At 61.9% G+C, this 14,761-nt stretch carries 14 protein-coding genes and 1 tRNA gene; 11 read left to right on the top strand and 4 right to left on the bottom strand.

Going from position 1 to position 14,761, the window contains the following annotated elements; all coding sequences use genetic code 11:
* Positions 1 to 356: 356 nt before the first annotated feature.
* From glmM to LCM4573_RS02575, 6 genes are all read left to right on the top strand, one after another.
* Entirely contained in the window at positions 357 to 1,709 is a 1,353-nt protein-coding gene (gene glmM / locus LCM4573_RS02600) for a phosphoglucosamine mutase (RefSeq protein ID WP_071004260.1), read from the top strand.
* Positions 1,710 to 1,893: 184 nt separating this feature from the next.
* A complete protein-coding gene (locus LCM4573_RS02595; RefSeq protein WP_071004259.1) occupies positions 1,894 to 2,718 on the top strand; it encodes an outer membrane protein in 825 nt (274 codons plus the stop codon).
* A gap of 138 nt (positions 2,719 to 2,856) precedes the next feature.
* Positions 2,857 to 3,984, top strand: a complete 1,128-nt coding sequence (locus LCM4573_RS02590) for a GNAT family N-acetyltransferase (RefSeq protein ID WP_071004258.1) — start codon at positions 2,857 to 2,859, stop codon at positions 3,982 to 3,984.
* Positions 3,985 to 4,122: 138 nt separating this feature from the next.
* The gene (locus tag LCM4573_RS02585) at positions 4,123 to 5,304 is read left to right on the top strand and encodes a phosphoserine transaminase (protein ID WP_071004257.1); all 1,182 of its coding nucleotides are present in this window, start codon (positions 4,123 to 4,125) and stop codon (positions 5,302 to 5,304) included.
* Between the two features lie 78 nt (positions 5,305 to 5,382).
* Positions 5,383 to 6,978, top strand: a complete 1,596-nt coding sequence (serA, locus tag LCM4573_RS02580) for a phosphoglycerate dehydrogenase (protein ID WP_071004256.1) — start codon at positions 5,383 to 5,385, stop codon at positions 6,976 to 6,978.
* Positions 6,979 to 7,380: 402 nt separating this feature from the next.
* Entirely contained in the window at positions 7,381 to 8,406 is a 1,026-nt protein-coding gene (locus tag LCM4573_RS02575; protein WP_071004255.1) for a Tim44 domain-containing protein, read from the top strand.
* Here the strand turns inward: LCM4573_RS02575 and LCM4573_RS02570 are convergent.
* Positions 8,391 to 8,834 carry a DUF1810 domain-containing protein gene (locus LCM4573_RS02570; RefSeq protein WP_071004254.1) on the bottom strand — a complete coding sequence of 148 codons (444 nt, stop codon included), beginning with the start codon at positions 8,832 to 8,834 and terminating at the stop codon, positions 8,391 to 8,393. The two genes, LCM4573_RS02575 and LCM4573_RS02570, sit on opposite strands and share 16 nt — an antisense overlap.
* Before the next feature lie 122 nt (positions 8,835 to 8,956).
* On the opposite strand from LCM4573_RS02570, the gene LCM4573_RS02565 reads away from it, so the two are divergent.
* The 3 genes from LCM4573_RS02565 to LCM4573_RS02555 all read left to right on the top strand — a co-directional run bounded on the left by LCM4573_RS02565 (position 8,957) and on the right by LCM4573_RS02555 (position 11,621).
* Positions 8,957 to 10,078 (top strand): mechanosensitive ion channel family protein, encoded by a 1,122-nt coding sequence (locus LCM4573_RS02565; protein ID WP_071004253.1) that lies wholly within the window; start codon positions 8,957 to 8,959, stop codon positions 10,076 to 10,078.
* A gap of 135 nt (positions 10,079 to 10,213) precedes the next feature.
* On the top strand, positions 10,214 to 11,410 hold the full coding sequence (mnmA, locus tag LCM4573_RS02560; protein WP_071004252.1) for a tRNA 2-thiouridine(34) synthase MnmA: 1,197 nt from the start codon (positions 10,214 to 10,216) through the stop codon (positions 11,408 to 11,410).
* A 134-nt stretch (positions 11,411 to 11,544) separates the two neighbouring features.
* Positions 11,545 to 11,621, top strand: a tRNA-Met gene (locus LCM4573_RS02555).
* A 79-nt stretch (positions 11,622 to 11,700) separates the two neighbouring features.
* On the opposite strand, the gene LCM4573_RS02550 is transcribed toward LCM4573_RS02555, so the two are convergent.
* On the bottom strand, positions 11,701 to 12,270 hold the full coding sequence (locus LCM4573_RS02550; RefSeq protein ID WP_071004251.1) for a hypothetical protein: 570 nt from the start codon (positions 12,268 to 12,270) through the stop codon (positions 11,701 to 11,703).
* Between the two features lie 189 nt (positions 12,271 to 12,459).
* Here LCM4573_RS02550 and LCM4573_RS27085 point away from each other — a divergent pair, with 189 nt between their 5' ends.
* On the top strand, positions 12,460 to 12,861 hold the full coding sequence (locus tag LCM4573_RS27085; protein WP_083347280.1) for an autotransporter outer membrane beta-barrel domain-containing protein: 402 nt from the start codon (positions 12,460 to 12,462) through the stop codon (positions 12,859 to 12,861).
* A gap of 333 nt (positions 12,862 to 13,194) precedes the next feature.
* On the opposite strand, the gene LCM4573_RS02540 is transcribed toward LCM4573_RS27085, so the two are convergent.
* Positions 13,195 to 13,458 (bottom strand): hypothetical protein, encoded by a 264-nt coding sequence (locus tag LCM4573_RS02540; RefSeq protein WP_071004249.1) that lies wholly within the window; start codon positions 13,456 to 13,458, stop codon positions 13,195 to 13,197.
* A 144-nt stretch (positions 13,459 to 13,602) separates the two neighbouring features.
* On the opposite strand from LCM4573_RS02540, the gene LCM4573_RS02535 reads away from it, so the two are divergent.
* Positions 13,603 to 13,893 carry a hypothetical protein gene (locus LCM4573_RS02535; RefSeq protein WP_071005143.1) on the top strand — a complete coding sequence of 97 codons (291 nt, stop codon included), beginning with the start codon at positions 13,603 to 13,605 and terminating at the stop codon, positions 13,891 to 13,893.
* Positions 13,894 to 13,907: 14 nt separating this feature from the next.
* On the opposite strand, the gene LCM4573_RS02530 is transcribed toward LCM4573_RS02535, so the two are convergent.
* The gene (locus tag LCM4573_RS02530) at positions 13,908 to 14,702 is read right to left on the bottom strand and encodes an SDR family oxidoreductase (RefSeq protein ID WP_071004248.1); all 795 of its coding nucleotides are present in this window, start codon (positions 14,700 to 14,702) and stop codon (positions 13,908 to 13,910) included.
* Positions 14,703 to 14,761 lie beyond the last annotated feature (59 nt).

Raw genomic sequence — 14,761 nt, 5'->3', positions numbered from 1 at the left:
CAAAACCTTTCGGCATACGCGACGTCATCCTCGGCCTTGTGCCGAGGATCTGTTCATGTCGCCAAACTATTGAGTTTGGAGAGTTTCACAGACGTGGTCGGGTGCTCGGGACAGGCCCGACCATGACGAAAGAGATGTTGCTGCCCTTTCCTTACGGTTTTGACTGTCGGTAACGAGATATAATCAATTTTGACGCTAATTTACGTGCTTGTACATGCAGACTGTGGCATGAGCCGAGCATGGGCCGGCTTTGCCGGAGATTATGGTTGCAGGTTCGCCTGCCATAGCGCTGCGCCTCGGTTCGAGGGCTATGCGCCAAGACCGCGCCATCAGGGCGCGATGACGAAGGAGCTTATATGACACGTCGCTATTTCGGTACCGACGGCATCCGCGGACATTCCAATGTTTTCCCGATGACGCCCGATCTCGCCATGCGCGTGGGGATTGCCGTCGGCACGATCTTCAGGAACGGAAGTCATCGGCATCGGGTGGTGATCGGCAAGGATACCCGACTTTCGGGCTACATGCTCGAAAACGCCATGGTCGCGGGTTTTACCGCAGCCGGGCTCGATGTCTTCCTGCTGGGGCCGATCCCGACGCCGGCCGTCGCCATGCTCACCCGCTCGTTGCGCGCCGATGTGGGCGTGATGATCTCGGCCTCGCATAATCCATACGAGGATAACGGCATCAAGCTTTTCGGCCCGGACGGCTACAAGCTTTCCGACGAGCTGGAAATGCAGATCGAGGAACTGCTCGACAAGGATATGTACACCCAGCTTGCCAAATCCGCAGATATYGGCCGGGCGAAGCGCGTCGAGGGTGACATCTACCGCTACATCGAGCATGCCAAGCGCACGCTGCCGCGCGATGTCACCCTGCATGGGCTGAGGATCGCGATCGATTGCGCCAACGGCGCAGCCTACAAGGTGGCGCCGCTCGCTCTGTGGGAACTCGGAGCCGACGTGGTGACGATCGGCAACGAGCCGAACGGCACGAACATCAATCTCGATTGCGGTTCGACCAGCCCCTCGGCGCTRCAGAGGAAGGTGCATGAGGTGCGGGCCGATATCGGGATCGCCCTTGATGGAGATGCGGACCGCGTCATCATCGTTGACGAGCGCGGCGAGATCATCGATGGCGACCAGCTCATGGCGGCGATTGCCGAAAGCTGGGCCGAGGACGGCAAGCTGCGGGGCGACGGCATCGTGGCGACGATCATGTCCAATCTCGGCCTCGAGCGCTTCCTGGATGGGAAGGGGCTCCAGCTCGCCCGCACCAAGGTCGGTGACCGTTATGTCGTCGAGCATATGCGCAATCACGATTTCAACGTGGGTGGCGAGCAATCCGGGCATATCGTGCTGTCCGATTTCGGCACGACCGGCGACGGGCTCGTCGCGGCCCTGCAGATCCTTGCCCGCGTCAAGCGGCTCGACCTGCCGGTCAGCGAGGTCTGCCGGCGCTTCGAGCCGGTGCCGCAGATCCTGAAGAACGTGCGCTATGCGGGCGGCAAGCCGCTGGAGGACATCATCGTGCGGCAGGCGATCGCCGATGCGGAGCAGGAGCTTTCCGGCAAGGGCCGGCTGGTGATCCGTCCCTCCGGCACCGAGCCGCTGATCCGGGTGATGGCCGAGGGCGACGATCGCGACCAGATCGAGCGCATCGTCGGCGAACTCATCGGCGTTATCTCCAACGTGCGCAGCGCGGCCTGAATAACCTCAAGTCCTTTTGAGGAAAGCCGGCCGCAAGCGGCCGGCTTTCCTGTCTATCCTGCATTTTTACTGGTAAACGGACATGGTTAAGCGGGGCTTAACCTTTCTCCTTCATTATCCATGCCGGATAAACCCGTTGATAGGCGCGTCGCCGTTCAATGAGATGGATCTTGGAGATGGAACCATGAAGAAGAGTCTGATCGGCGCGGCCTTGCTGGCGCTGGCAGGAAGTGCAGCCTATTCCGCCGATTTATACGAGCCTCAGCCCGAGCCGATCATCGACGCGCCGGAAGTGGAAATTCAGGAAGCCAGCGGCTGGTATCTGCGCGGTGATGTGGGCTATTCCTTCAACCACATGCGCGGGGCCGAATATTTCCAGGGCTCCAACGCCTTCCTGGCCGATTTCGATCGCACGACCTTGAAGGACAGCTTCGTGGTCGGCGCCGGTGTCGGTTACCAGGTCAACAACTATCTTCGCACCGACCTCACCTTCGACTACCTGGGCAAGTCGGATTTCCGCGGCAGCACGACCGGCTGGTGCGGCTCGGTGATGTGCTCCTCCCGCGACGAGGCGGAGATGCGCGCCTATTCGCTGATGGCGAACGTCTATGTCGATCTCGGCACCTATGGCCGCGTCACGCCTTATGTCGGCGCCGGCATCGGCGGCAGCTACGTGAAATGGGGCAAGCTGCGCAACAGGATCTGCGACGATCCTTCCATGCCGGGCTGCTACGGCAGCGATCACGAAGGCAAGGGAAGCTGGCGCTTCAGCTACGCTCTCATGGCGGGTGCCACGATCGACCTTACCTGCAACCTCAAGGCCGATGTCGGTTACCGCTTCCGCCATATCTCTGGCGGCGACATGTTCGGTTATGTCGACAATGGCGGGCCGGGCCGCGACAAGGGCTTCGACATGCATGAGGCCCGGATCGGCGCCCGCTATGTCTTCAACGGTTGCGACACGCCGGTCGCCTACGAGCCGCCCCCCGAGCCGATCGTCTACAAATAATTCACGGACCGCCGGAGGCCGCCCATCGGGCGGCTTCTTTCTAAGGGCCTGTTTGCCGTTAACGATGGAACAGGTTTGCGCTTCAAGCCTGACCCCTCAGTTGGTATCGGAACGCCGCACATCGCGACAGGGCATTCGATGAAGCCGCAATTCAGGATTTCCGTTTTCCATGGCCTGGACGACGTCTCCGCCGACTGGCCGAGCGGCGCGACGGATTCCCATGGCGCCCGCTATCATCCGTTTCAGACGGTCACGTTTCTTCGCGTGTGGCTCGACAGTTTCGGCCGTTCGGGGAAGTGCAGCCTGCATTTCATTGAAGTGCGGAACGGGGAGGGCGTGCCCATCCTCTTCCTGCCGCTCTGTATTGCGCGCCGCAAGGGCGCGCGCATTTTGGAATTCATTGACGCCGAGGCCGCGGATTACAATGCGCCGGTGCTGTTTCCGACGGAGATCACCTGGGACCGCGAGATCGTGGACGCTCTTTGGCGGCAGATCGTCAGCGCATTGCCGCCCTTCGACTTCCTGTCGCTCAGCAAGATGCCGCGCGATATCGATGGCATTTCCAATCCGCTATCGCTTCTCGGTGACCGGCCGAACGAGATCTCCTGTCACGGAAACGATCTGCGGCGGCCTTGGGTCGAGGTGGAGGCCGGGGTGCCGCAGCGCAAGACGCTCATGCGCAAGATAAGGAATCTCGAAAAGCTGGCGCCGCTCGTCTTCGGGCTTGCGGAAGACGAGCCCGAGCGCCGGGAGGCGACGGCGGCCTTCATCCGCCAGAAGCAGTGGCGCTTCGAGCAGACGCTGGTTCCGGGCTTCGATGTCGACCTGGACAAGCGCGATTTCTTCGACAAGGGCACCGAGGTCTTCGCCCGCGAGGGAATGCTGAAGCTTTTCTATCTTAAATCGGGCGAAACGATCATCGCCACGATATGGGGGCTTACCGCCGGCAGGCGGTATTACGCCGTCATGCTTTCCTTCGAGGCGGGCGATTGGGCGAAATTCTCTCCCGGCAGCGTGCTTTACTACCGAACTTTGCAATGGCTGCACGAGCATGGTTTCGAGTGGCTGGACCTCGGGATCGGCGATGAGCCGTGGAAGCTCGAAAGTTGCGAGACGACGTTTCCGCTCACGGCCAGGCAATCCGCCATTACGGCAAGGGGCCGTCTCTTCGACGCAAGAACGCGGTTGATCGCGGCTCTGCGGGCGACGGCGTTGTGGCAGGCGCTGCGCCCGCTCAAGTGGAAAATCCTTCGGGGCGTGCGGTAAGGCGCCGGTTAGCGGCTGCGGCAAAGAATTATCTCAGAGCGACATAACCCGCTTGACTATGAAGCCGGACAGGAATACTCACGGCGGCGGGACACCTCTCCCCAACGAGAGGCTTTCTATCTGAGAGGATAGCTTATCATGACGAAGACCGTCACCCCGCCGGACGTGCGTCCGAACAATACCCATTTCTCTTCTGGCCCTTGCTCGAAGCGCCCCGGTTGGTCGCTCGAAGCGCTTTCCGATGCCCCGCTCGGTCGTTCGCACCGTGCCAAGATCGGCAAGGCGAAGCTCAAGCAAGCCATCGATCTTACCCGTGAAATTCTGAACGTGCCGGCGGATTACCGCATCGGCATCGTGCCGGCTTCCGATACCGGCGCCGTCGAAATGGCGCTCTGGTCGCTGCTCGGCGAGCGTGGCGTCGATATGCTCGCCTGGGAAAGCTTCGGCGCAGGCTGGGTCACCGACGTCGTCAAGCAGCTGAAGCTCAAGGACGTCCGCAAGTTCGAGGCCGATTACGGCCTTCTGCCGAACCTTGCCGAAGTCGATTTCGACCGCGACGTCGTCTTTACCTGGAACGGCACGACGTCCGGCGTGCGCGTGCCGAATGCCGATTTCATTCCGGCTGACCGCAAGGGCCTGACCATCTGCGATGCGACCTCCGCGGCCTTCGCCCAGGACATGGATTTCTCCAAGCTCGACGTCGTCACCTTCTCCTGGCAGAAGGTGCTGGGCGGCGAGGGCGGCCACGGCATGCTGATCCTTTCGCCTCGCGCCGTCGAGCGCCTGGAAAGCTATGTCCCGGCCTGGCCGCTGCCGAAGATCTTCCGCATGACCAAGGGCGGCAAGCTGATCGAAGGCATCTTCACCGGCGAGACCATCAATACGCCCTCCATGCTCTGCGTCGAGGACTATATCGATGCACTCAACTGGGCGAAGTCGGCCGGCGGCCTCAAGGCTCTGATCGCCCGTGCTGATGCGAACGCCAAGGTGATCTTCGATTTCGTTGCCGCTAACGACTGGATCGAGAACCTCGCGGTCGATCCGGCCACGCGTTCGAACACCTCCGTCTGCCTCAAGATCGTCGATCCGGCCGTCACCGCGCTCGATGCCGATGCGCAGGCCGCATTCGCCAAGGGCATCGTGTCGATCCTGGAGAAGGAAGGCGTTGCGCTCGATATCGGTGCCTATCGCGATGCCCCTTCGGGCCTGCGCATCTGGGCCGGCGCGACCATCGAGGAAGCCGACATGAAGGCTCTGATGCCGTGGCTCTCCTATGCCTTCGAGACGCAGAAGGCTGCGCTCGCCAAGGCGGCCGCCTGATTTGATTGCCGGTGCCGCGATGGCGGCACCGTTTCACCCGCTTTCAGTGATTACACCCTTTCAAGGAGCCCGTGACCAATGGCACCTCGCGTTCTCGTATCCGACGAACTTTCCGAAACCGCCGTCCAGATCTTTCGCGACCGCGGCGTTGAAGTCGATTTCCAGCCGAAACTCGGCAAGGACAAGGAAAAGCTCGCCGAGATCATCGGCAATTATGATGGCCTTGCCATCCGCTCGGCCACGAAGGCAACGGAAAAGCTGATCGCGGCCGCGACCAATCTCAAGGTCATCGGCCGCGCCGGCATCGGCGTCGACAATGTCGATATCCCGGCCGCATCACGCCGCGGCATCATCGTCATGAATACGCCCTTCGGCAACTCGATCACCACCGCCGAGCATGCGATCGCGCTGATGTTCGCGGTCGCCCGCCAGCTTCCGGCCGCTGACGTTTCCACCCAGTCGGGCAAGTGGGAGAAGTCGCGCTTCATGGGCGTCGAGATCACCGGCAAGACGCTCGGCGTCATCGGCGCCGGCAATATCGGCGGCATCGTTTGCAAGAAGGCGATCGGGCTGGGCATGCATGTGCTTGCCTATGACCCCTTCCTTTCCAAGGAGCGCGCCGAGGAGATGGGCGTGGTCAAGGTCGAACTCGATGAGCTGCTTGAGCGTGCCGACTTCATCACCCTGCACGTACCGCTGACCGATAAGACCCGCAACATCATCAGCAAGGAAGCGCTGGCCAAGACCAAGAAAGGCGTTCGCATCATCAACTGCGCCCGCGGCGGTCTGGTCGATGAAGCAGCCCTTGCCGAGGCCATCAAGTCCGGCCACGTCGCCGGAGCTGGCTTCGACGTCTTCGAGGTGGAGCCCGCCACCGAAAGCCCGCTGTTCGGCCTGGAAAACGTGGTCTGCACGCCACATCTCGGCGCTTCCACGACGGAAGCCCAGGAGAACGTGGCTCTGCAGGTTGCCGAGCAGATGTCTGACTATCTCATCAAGGGCGCCGTCTCCAACGCGATCAACATGCCCTCGATCACCGCCGAGGAAGCGCCGCGGCTGAAGCCCTTCATCCGCCTTGCCGACGTTCTCGGCTCCTTCGTGGGTCAGGTGCAGGAAAGCCCGACCAAGGAAATCGAGATCCTTTATGATGGCGCCACCGCCAACATGAACACCAAGGCCCTGACGAGCGCGCTTCTGGCCGGGTTGATCCGCAGCCAGGTTGCCGATGTCAACATGGTCTCGGCGCCGATCATGGTGAAGGAAAAGGGCATCATTCTTTCCGAGGTCAAGCGAGACAAGTCGGGCGTCTATGACGGCTACATCAAGCTGACAGTCAAGACCGAGAACCAGGTTCGGTCGGTGGCCGGCACGGTGTTCTCCGACGGCAAGCCGCGCTTCATCCAGATCAAGGGCATCAACATGGATGCGGATGTCGGCGCCCACATGATCTACATCACCAATACCGACGTGCCGGGCATGATCGGCTTCATGGGCACCACGCTCGGTAATGCCGGCGTCAACATTGCCAACTTCCAGCTCGGCCGCGAGAAGGAAGGCGGGGACGCGATCGCGCTGCTCTATGTGGACGGTCCGGTTTCCGAAGAGGTGCTGGACCAGCTTCGCGCCAACCCGGCGATCCGGCAGGCCAAGCCGCTCGTCTTCAACGTGGATTGAGAATCCGCGGCTTCAAATACTGCCCCTCACCCTAACCCTCTCCCCGCGCGCGGGGAGAGGAGACTTGCCTCGCTGGAGGCTGAAGATTGTCTCGACGGCACAGCATACCCCTTCTCCCCGCGAGCGGGGAGAAGGTCGCGGCAGCGGGATGAGGGGCAAACTCCAGGTTTTCAAGTTTCCGAACAAAGCCCGGTGCATCTCGCGCCGGGCTTTTTCAGTCGCCTGCGACCATTCGCACCATCATCTTTCCTTATAGGTTGTATTTTTGGCGCTTGGCTCCCGTTTCAAACTTCGATATCTACCACAACGTGAAAAATGCGATGGCGGGACTCAAATCATGAGCACCCCGTCGCTATATGAACCGGGAACGGCCGCATTCTGCGGCTCAAGAGGAGAAAGTTGATGTTTTCATCCCTTCGGCGTTTCAAGCACCTGTTCGCGGTTGCCGCGCTCGGGCTCGCGGTCTCGCTGACAGCTGTGGATTTCGCGGAAGCCCGTCGCGGCGGCGGTGGCTTCGGCAGCCGCGGCACCCGCACGTATTCAGCGCCTCCGGCTACGAACACCGCACCCGGTCCCGCAACCGGCATCGAGCGTTCCATGACGCCGCGCCCGCAGGGCACGACGCAGAACGCTGCGCGTCCCAACGCAACCCAGCAGCAGCGTCCCGGCGGCCTTTTCGGCGGTCTCGCAGGCGGCCTGATGGGCGGTCTCCTGATGGGCGGCCTGCTCGGCATGATGTTCGGCGGCGGTTTCGGCGGCATGGCCGGCTTCCTTGGCATGCTTCTGCAGATTGCGGTCATCGCCGGTCTCGCCATGCTCGCCTTCCGCTTCTTTGGTCGTCGGCAGCAGCAGCCGGCTGGTCCTTCCGGCAATTACGGCCAGCAGCGCAACGCCTATGAAGCGCCGCAGCAGGGCAATTCCGGCTTCCAGATCCCGAAGATCGGCTCGCTCGGCGGTGCCGCTGCGGGCGGGGCAGGCGGATATGCCGCTGCACCGCGCCAGGCGGGTCCTGAAACGGACGAGATCGGCATCACCAATCGCGACCTCGACCATTTCGAGAAGCTGCTGAAGGACGTCCAGGCGGCCTATGCCGAGGAGGACTACGGCAAGCTGCGCAATCTCACCACGCCGGAGGCGATGTCCTACCTCGCTGAAGAACTTGGCGAAAACGCCACCAACGGGCTCAAGAACGAGGTGAAGGACGTCCAGCTGCTGCAGGGTGACCTGGCGGAAGCCTGGCGCGAGAACGGTCAGGATTATGCGACGGTGGCGATGCGCTATTCCAGCATCGACTACATGCGCGACCGCAATACCGGCGCTGTGGCCGAGGGTGACCCCGACCATGCCTCGGAAACGGTCGAAGTCTGGACCTTCGTGCGCAAGCCCGCCAATGACTGGAAGCTTTCGGCCATTCAGTCGGCCGCCTGATTTTCCAGGAGCGCGATCGTTCTTTCATCGCGTTCGCCTGCGTAAAACTGCTCAAGGGCTCGCTCGAAAGGCGAGCCCTTTTCGCTGACGGCCGCAAACAGCGTCATCGAACTTCTGAATTTCATGTCGTCCGGCGAGCCGAGGATTTCGTGGGCCGAGCGGTCCTTGTGGGCCAGCATCGCCTCCACGCATTCGTTCAGCCGTGGGCCGAGAACCGGATGCGAAAGATAGGCGCGCGCCTCCGTTTTCGATCCGATCGCGTATTTCTGCGACATCGCCGAAAAGCCGAGGCCCTCCAGCTGAGGAAAGACGAACCACATCCAGTGCGAGCGCTTGCGGCCGCCGCGAAGCTCCCGCAGCGCCTGTTCGTATATCGGACCTTGCGCCTCCACGAAGCGTTCGAGATCGAGTTCGTTCCCGCTCGCCATAGTCTGGCTCCTCCACTCCATCCCTCTCAAGGGTAGGGCAGGGACCGGTTTTGGGGAGCATAGGCGGGCGAATTTCCCCTTTTGATCTTTACGCTGCTGCGATGCACCCTAGGTCAGGCCGCATGGAACGCTTCATCGAGGAATTCCGCAGCGACTTCGCCTGGCTGCCCGACTGGGCGGTTTCTATTGCGATGCTTGCCGCAGCCTTCGGACTCGGACTCTTCATCCAGCGCCTCGGCTTTCGCATCCTGACCCGGCTGGTGGAGAACAAGGATCTCTTCTGGCGCTCGCTCGTCGCCCGCACGCGCCGGCCGATGCGGCTTGCGATCCTGACCTGGGCGCTTTCCTTCGGAGCGGCCATAGCGCCGCTTACGGATTACCAGGCTTCGGCATTGCGCCACATTCTCCTCATCGGCTTCATCATCGTCGTCGGCTGGATGGCGAAGATCGCGCTGCACATCTGGATGACGGTCTATCTGCGCCGCTTCAAGCTCGACGCGGAAGACAACCTGCTTGCCCGCAAGCATGTCACGCAGTCCCGCATCATGGAGCGGATCGCCAGCATCGCCATCATCGCGATTACGCTTGCGGCCATCCTCATGACCTTTCCGGCCGTGCAGCAATATGGGGTGAGCCTGCTTGCCTCGGCCGGTGTCGCCGGCATCGTGCTCGGCCTTGCGCTGCAGCCGGTGCTGAAGAACCTGTTCGCCGGCATTCAGCTCGCAATCACGCAGCCGATCCGCATCGACGATGCGCTGATCGTCGAGGGCGAATGGGGGAATGTCGAGGAGATCACCTCCACCTATGTCGTGGTGAAACTCTGGGACTGGCGCCGGTTGGTCCTGCCGCTCAGCTATTTCATCGAAAAGCCCTTCCAGAACTGGACGCGCGAAGGTTCCGCCTTGATCGGCACGGTGATGATCTATCTCGATTACAGCGTGCCGGTGGCCGCCGTCCGCCGCAAGGTGGAGGAGATCGCTGCCGCCTCGAAGCTGTGGGATCGCAGGGTGGTCGCGGTGCAGGTCACGGATTTCCGGGAAAACGTCATGGAAATCCGCATTCTGGTTTCGGCCAACAATGCGCCGAAGACCTTCGATCTGCGCTGCGAGATGCGCGAAAAGATCATCGATTTCATCCAGCGGGAATATCCGTCCGCCCTGCCGCGTGTACGGGCGGAAGGGGCAGCCAATGGCAATGCGGCTGTCGCCGGCGAGGCGGCGCGGCACCAGTCGCTGCAGTCGTGATCGGCTCCTCCTTGCACCGAAGCCCAATCCTTTCTATATCCGGAGCCAATTGCCTGACGGGCGGCCGATACCGTCGCAGGCTCGAGGTTCCGCCTGAATGCGCTGCATCGGCGGCAGAGATATCGAGAGAGTTCCGTGAACACGCTGGATTTTGACAAGAGGCCGGAAGACACGCGCGTTGTCGTCGCCATGTCGGGGGGAGTGGATTCCTCCGTGGTGGCCGGCCTGCTCAAACGCCAGGGCTATGATGTGCTCGGCATCACGCTGCAGCTTTACGACCATGGCGCGGCCGTGCATCGCGCCGGTTCCTGCTGCGCGGGCCAGGACATCGAGGATGCGCGCCGCGTTTCCGAAACGCTCGGCATTCCGCATTACGTGCTCGATTACGAGAAGCGGTTCCGCGAAACGGTGATCAATCCGTTTGCGGAAGCCTATGCGATGGGCGAAACGCCGATCCCTTGCGTGGCCTGCAACCAGACCGTCAAGTTCGCAGATCTCCTGGCGACGGCCAGGGAACTCGGGGCGGACGCGCTGGCGACCGGCCACTACATCCGCTCGACTTCCAATCCGACGGCCGACAATCCGAACCGCCGCGCGCTGTTCCGTCCCGTCGATGCCGACCGCGACCAGAGCTGGTTCCTCTTCGCGACCACGCAGGAGCAGATCGATTACCTGCGCTTTCCGCTCGGCGGCATGTCCAAGGCGGAGGTGAGGGCGCTTGCGGAGGAAATGGGCCTCGTCGTCGCCAAGAAGGCCGACAGCCAGGACATCTGTTTCGTACCGCAGGGCAAATATACGGACATCATCAACAAGCTGAAGCCGAATGCGGCGCTTTCCGGCCAGATCGTGCATCTCGACGGGCGCGTGCTCGGCCGGCACGAAGGCATCGTCAATTACACGATCGGCCAGCGCAAGGGGCTGGGGGTCGCGACCGGCGAGCCGCTCTACGTCGTCTTTCTCGACGCCCGCTCACGCCGGGTGATCGTCGGGCCGAAGGAAGCTCTCGATACGCACCGCGTCTATCTGCGCGACATGAACTGGATCGGCGACAGCTCACTGGAAAACGACGCGAAAGACGGTTTTGCCTGCTTCGCCAAGGTGCGCTCGACCCGGCCGCCGACGCCCGCCACCCTCCATTGCGATGACCGCGGCGTCTATGTCGACCTGCTGGTCGGCGAGGCGGGCGTCGCTCCCGGCCAGGCCTGTGTTCTCTATTCGGCGGAGGGTGCGGATGCGCGCGTCTATGGCGGCGGCTTCATCGAGCGCTCGGAACGCGCGGCGGAGGCGGAAGCCTCGCTGAAGGCGCTTCTTTCGGCGCCGGTAGCGGCCTGAAACCAGCCGTTCCGGCAGGTTTCAGATAGGGGCGGTTTTTCTCCCATCATGTGCTTGACACAAAGCGGGGAGCGACCTTATAAGCCCCCCATCCCACGGGATCGACGCTTTGCGGACGACTCCGTTGACCCTGTGGCGGGGTAGCTCAGGTGGTTAGAGCAGCGGAATCATAATCCGCGTGTCGGGGGTTCAAGTCCCTCTCCCGCTACCATCCATCCCCCCGATTTGGGCGGGCGTTGACCAGTTTTCTTCCTCTGCGACATTTCCCAGAAAATCCATCCCGCAAGGCCTCACCCGAGGTCCGGATCCTCGAAGAGATTGATCCGCACCGTGCTTTCCGGTCCGCAGAAGATTCCGCGGTTGCGGGTCACCATGTAGAACACGCGGGCGGCACCCCAGAGCTTCTGGGATTTGAGAATCGGGCGGACCTTGGAATGATAGGGCCCGACGAGAAATTCGACGCCGTTGGCGATATCCTGCCGGGTCACGCGTTTCTCGTCCGCAAATTCGGTTCCCGGAATATTCCTGCCGCCGAGCCAAAGATCGTCATGGGCGACCCAGAGAAGCGTCACGACGTCGCCGGGGCGCATCGTCTCATAGGGCGGAACGACGATGCGCACCCCATCCTTGGCTCCATGGTAGCGCAGCCAGCCGCTGGTGTTTCTGGCCGGGAACTGGGCTTCCTGCAATACCCTGGAAAGATCGGTCGAGAGCCCTCTGTCGAACTGTCTCGCTCCAACGGCGGCGGCGGCTTCCGGGCGCGGCGCGCGCGAAAACCGCCTTCTCCACATTTCCCAGGCGATCTCCGCAAGGCCGCGCAATTTGGCATCGGCGGCATAGAAAGCACGTATCCGGTCCATGGACCGATCCTCCTCTTCGACAGGGTCGGGATATGTCGTTCACGGTGCCGACCAGGCGGCGCGAGCAATCGGCTGGGCTCCCGGCTACGCATTCTTGGCTTGCCGCGCCCGCCGCCATGGACATTCCTCCCTCGCGGGCCTGGTCGACAAGGGAAGGTTAGTTGCATTCAGATCGGATTGCAACAATAAATTGAATATTGCGGTGGTACGGCCAATGGTTGCGGTTGGGGGGCGAAGGCGCGCGCTTCCGGCGACTACCACAATATCGGCATCGGCGGGCAGATCGAGGTCGGCCGCCATATCGCCGGACCGGACAATTGGTTCTTCGAACCCTTCGCGCAGATCGCCGCCGTCAGGGCCGGTTCCAAGGACTACTGGCTGAGCAACGGCATGTATGGCGATGCCGACGCGATGAAGTCCTTCGTCGGACGTCTCGGGGTGAACATCGGCCTCAACCATGAACTGGCCGACGGCGGCGTGTTCCAGCCCTATCTGAAGCTGGTGGCGCACGAGTTCGCCAAGGACAATGTGGTGCATGTCAACGGAGAGCGGTTCAGCAATGACCTGTCGGGCCTGCGCTACGCGTTCTGATCTGCGCGTGAGAAAGCCCGGAGCTGCCGGAGGCCGCTCCGATCCGGGGCGCCTTTTTCGCGTGCGGGCGGTGCTATCCCTTCGGGCGTGGCGGACGGCGAGGGGATGGACCGTTCCCGTCCAAGCGATCGGAGGGCGAGGGGGCTGCCCTTTTCTCAGCCGAGGCAGGCCGTGAAGCCCCGCGCGCCGGAAGTCCAAGGACCCGACTCCACTCCTTTCGGCAGATCGCCTCCAATTTCTCCTCGACTGTCATGTTCCCGCTCTGTGTTTTGGTTTTCTAATTAGATACTGCTAATTCATTCCATTCAATTCACCCAAAGGATTGAGGTGGCTTCAATCGTCACGGAATTCGATGATGTGACGGCTGACGAGTTTCAGCGATCGGTCCGGCTGAATGATGTAGGTCTCCTCCGCCGGCCGGCCGAGCTCGTCGTTCAGCCGGTTGGTCACGGTGCTGCCGACCGGAGCCTTCGTGAGTTTCGTCCGCGGCTGCCCGCTATAGGTGATGCTGCCGGGAATCGGCTCCAGCTCCGCCTCACTCGCGGCGCAGCCGGCGAGAACGAGGATGAGGGATATACTCACGAAAATGCCGCGCATGTCTCCTCCATGGCTCCAAACTAGGGGCCGGATTGCGAACATCAATCTCCAAGGATGCCGGCAGTAGCCTATTTCATCGAAGCGCTGTTCCAAAAGTCACACTCCGGCCTATATCGATACCATCTGCCGGCGGAGGATTACGACTTGAAGAACGCCATCATCATAGCAGGCCTTGCAATTGCGCTTTCCGGCTGTACGGCCGGTGCGGTTACCTACGGAGCAGGGCCGGACTTGGAGCCGATCCCCGGCAGCATCACCTATGGCGGGCAGCCGCGCTCGCGCCTTATCCGGTCGCCGATCGGCAGCGTCGTCAACCACGAATTCCGCAACGAGTTCGGCCAGCGGGTCGAGGAGAGATATATCCTTCAGCCGGATCGCAGCCTCAGGCTCGTCAGCCGCCGGGTCTATCGCGGGCCGTTATGGGACGACGACTGAGGCCGGTCGCGGGCTCACGCCGGTTTGTGCTGATCCGGTTCGGCCATCTTGCGGTGCTGCTCGGCCAGCATCTCGGAGGGCGTGACGTTGGCGATCACCGATTGAAGCTTGTTTTTCCAGCCGCTCACGACGTCACCTTCCCCTTCCATCATGGCGTCGAAGCCGATGCGGGCTACGAATGCCGGGTCGTCCTTCTTCATCTCACCGAGCGGAGTGTCGGCGATGTCGGCGCGCTCGAAGAATTCGGTATCGGTCGGACCGGGCATCAGACAGGTGACCGTCACTCCGCTGTCCTTCAGCTCGTTGCGAAGCGCGAAGGAGAAGTTGTTCAGGAAGGCCTTCGATGCGTTGTAGACCGCCTGGAAGCTGCCGGGAACGAAGCCGGCGATCGAGCCGGTGATGAGGATGCGGCCGCGGCCTCGGGCACGCATCTGCATGCCGATCCTGTGAAGCACGTCGAGCGTGCCGGTGATGTTTGTATGGAGGACGTGCTCGATCTCCTTGAAGTCCCGGTCGAGAAATCCCTCGCCGAGACCGCTGCCGGCATTGGCAAACAGAAGTTCGACCGGTCGACTATCGGCATCGATCGCGGCCATCAACTTGTCGACACCGGATTTTTCCGCGAGATCGGCTTCGACTGCGGTGATGCGCGTGCCCTCGGCTGCGAGCTTTTCGGCCGCGGTGTGGATTTCCGGCTCGTTTGCCACCGTGATAATGTCATAGCCTTCGATGACGCAAAGCTTCGCCAGTTCGAAGCCTATGCCCGAGGAGGCGCCTGTCACCACAGCGAGTTCGCGGATTGTGTTCATTTCAGTCCTCCCCGTGCCGGGTCGGCGCTCCGTATCGATCTCCCTTCGTCGGGATTTCT

Origin of the sequence: Rhizobium sp. LCM 4573 (assembly GCF_001854865.1) — a bacterium.
Classification (GTDB): domain Bacteria; phylum Pseudomonadota; class Alphaproteobacteria; order Rhizobiales; family Rhizobiaceae; genus Neorhizobium.
Note: the sequence above shows the minus strand (reverse complement) of the source record. Positions and strands in the feature narration are given on the sequence as shown.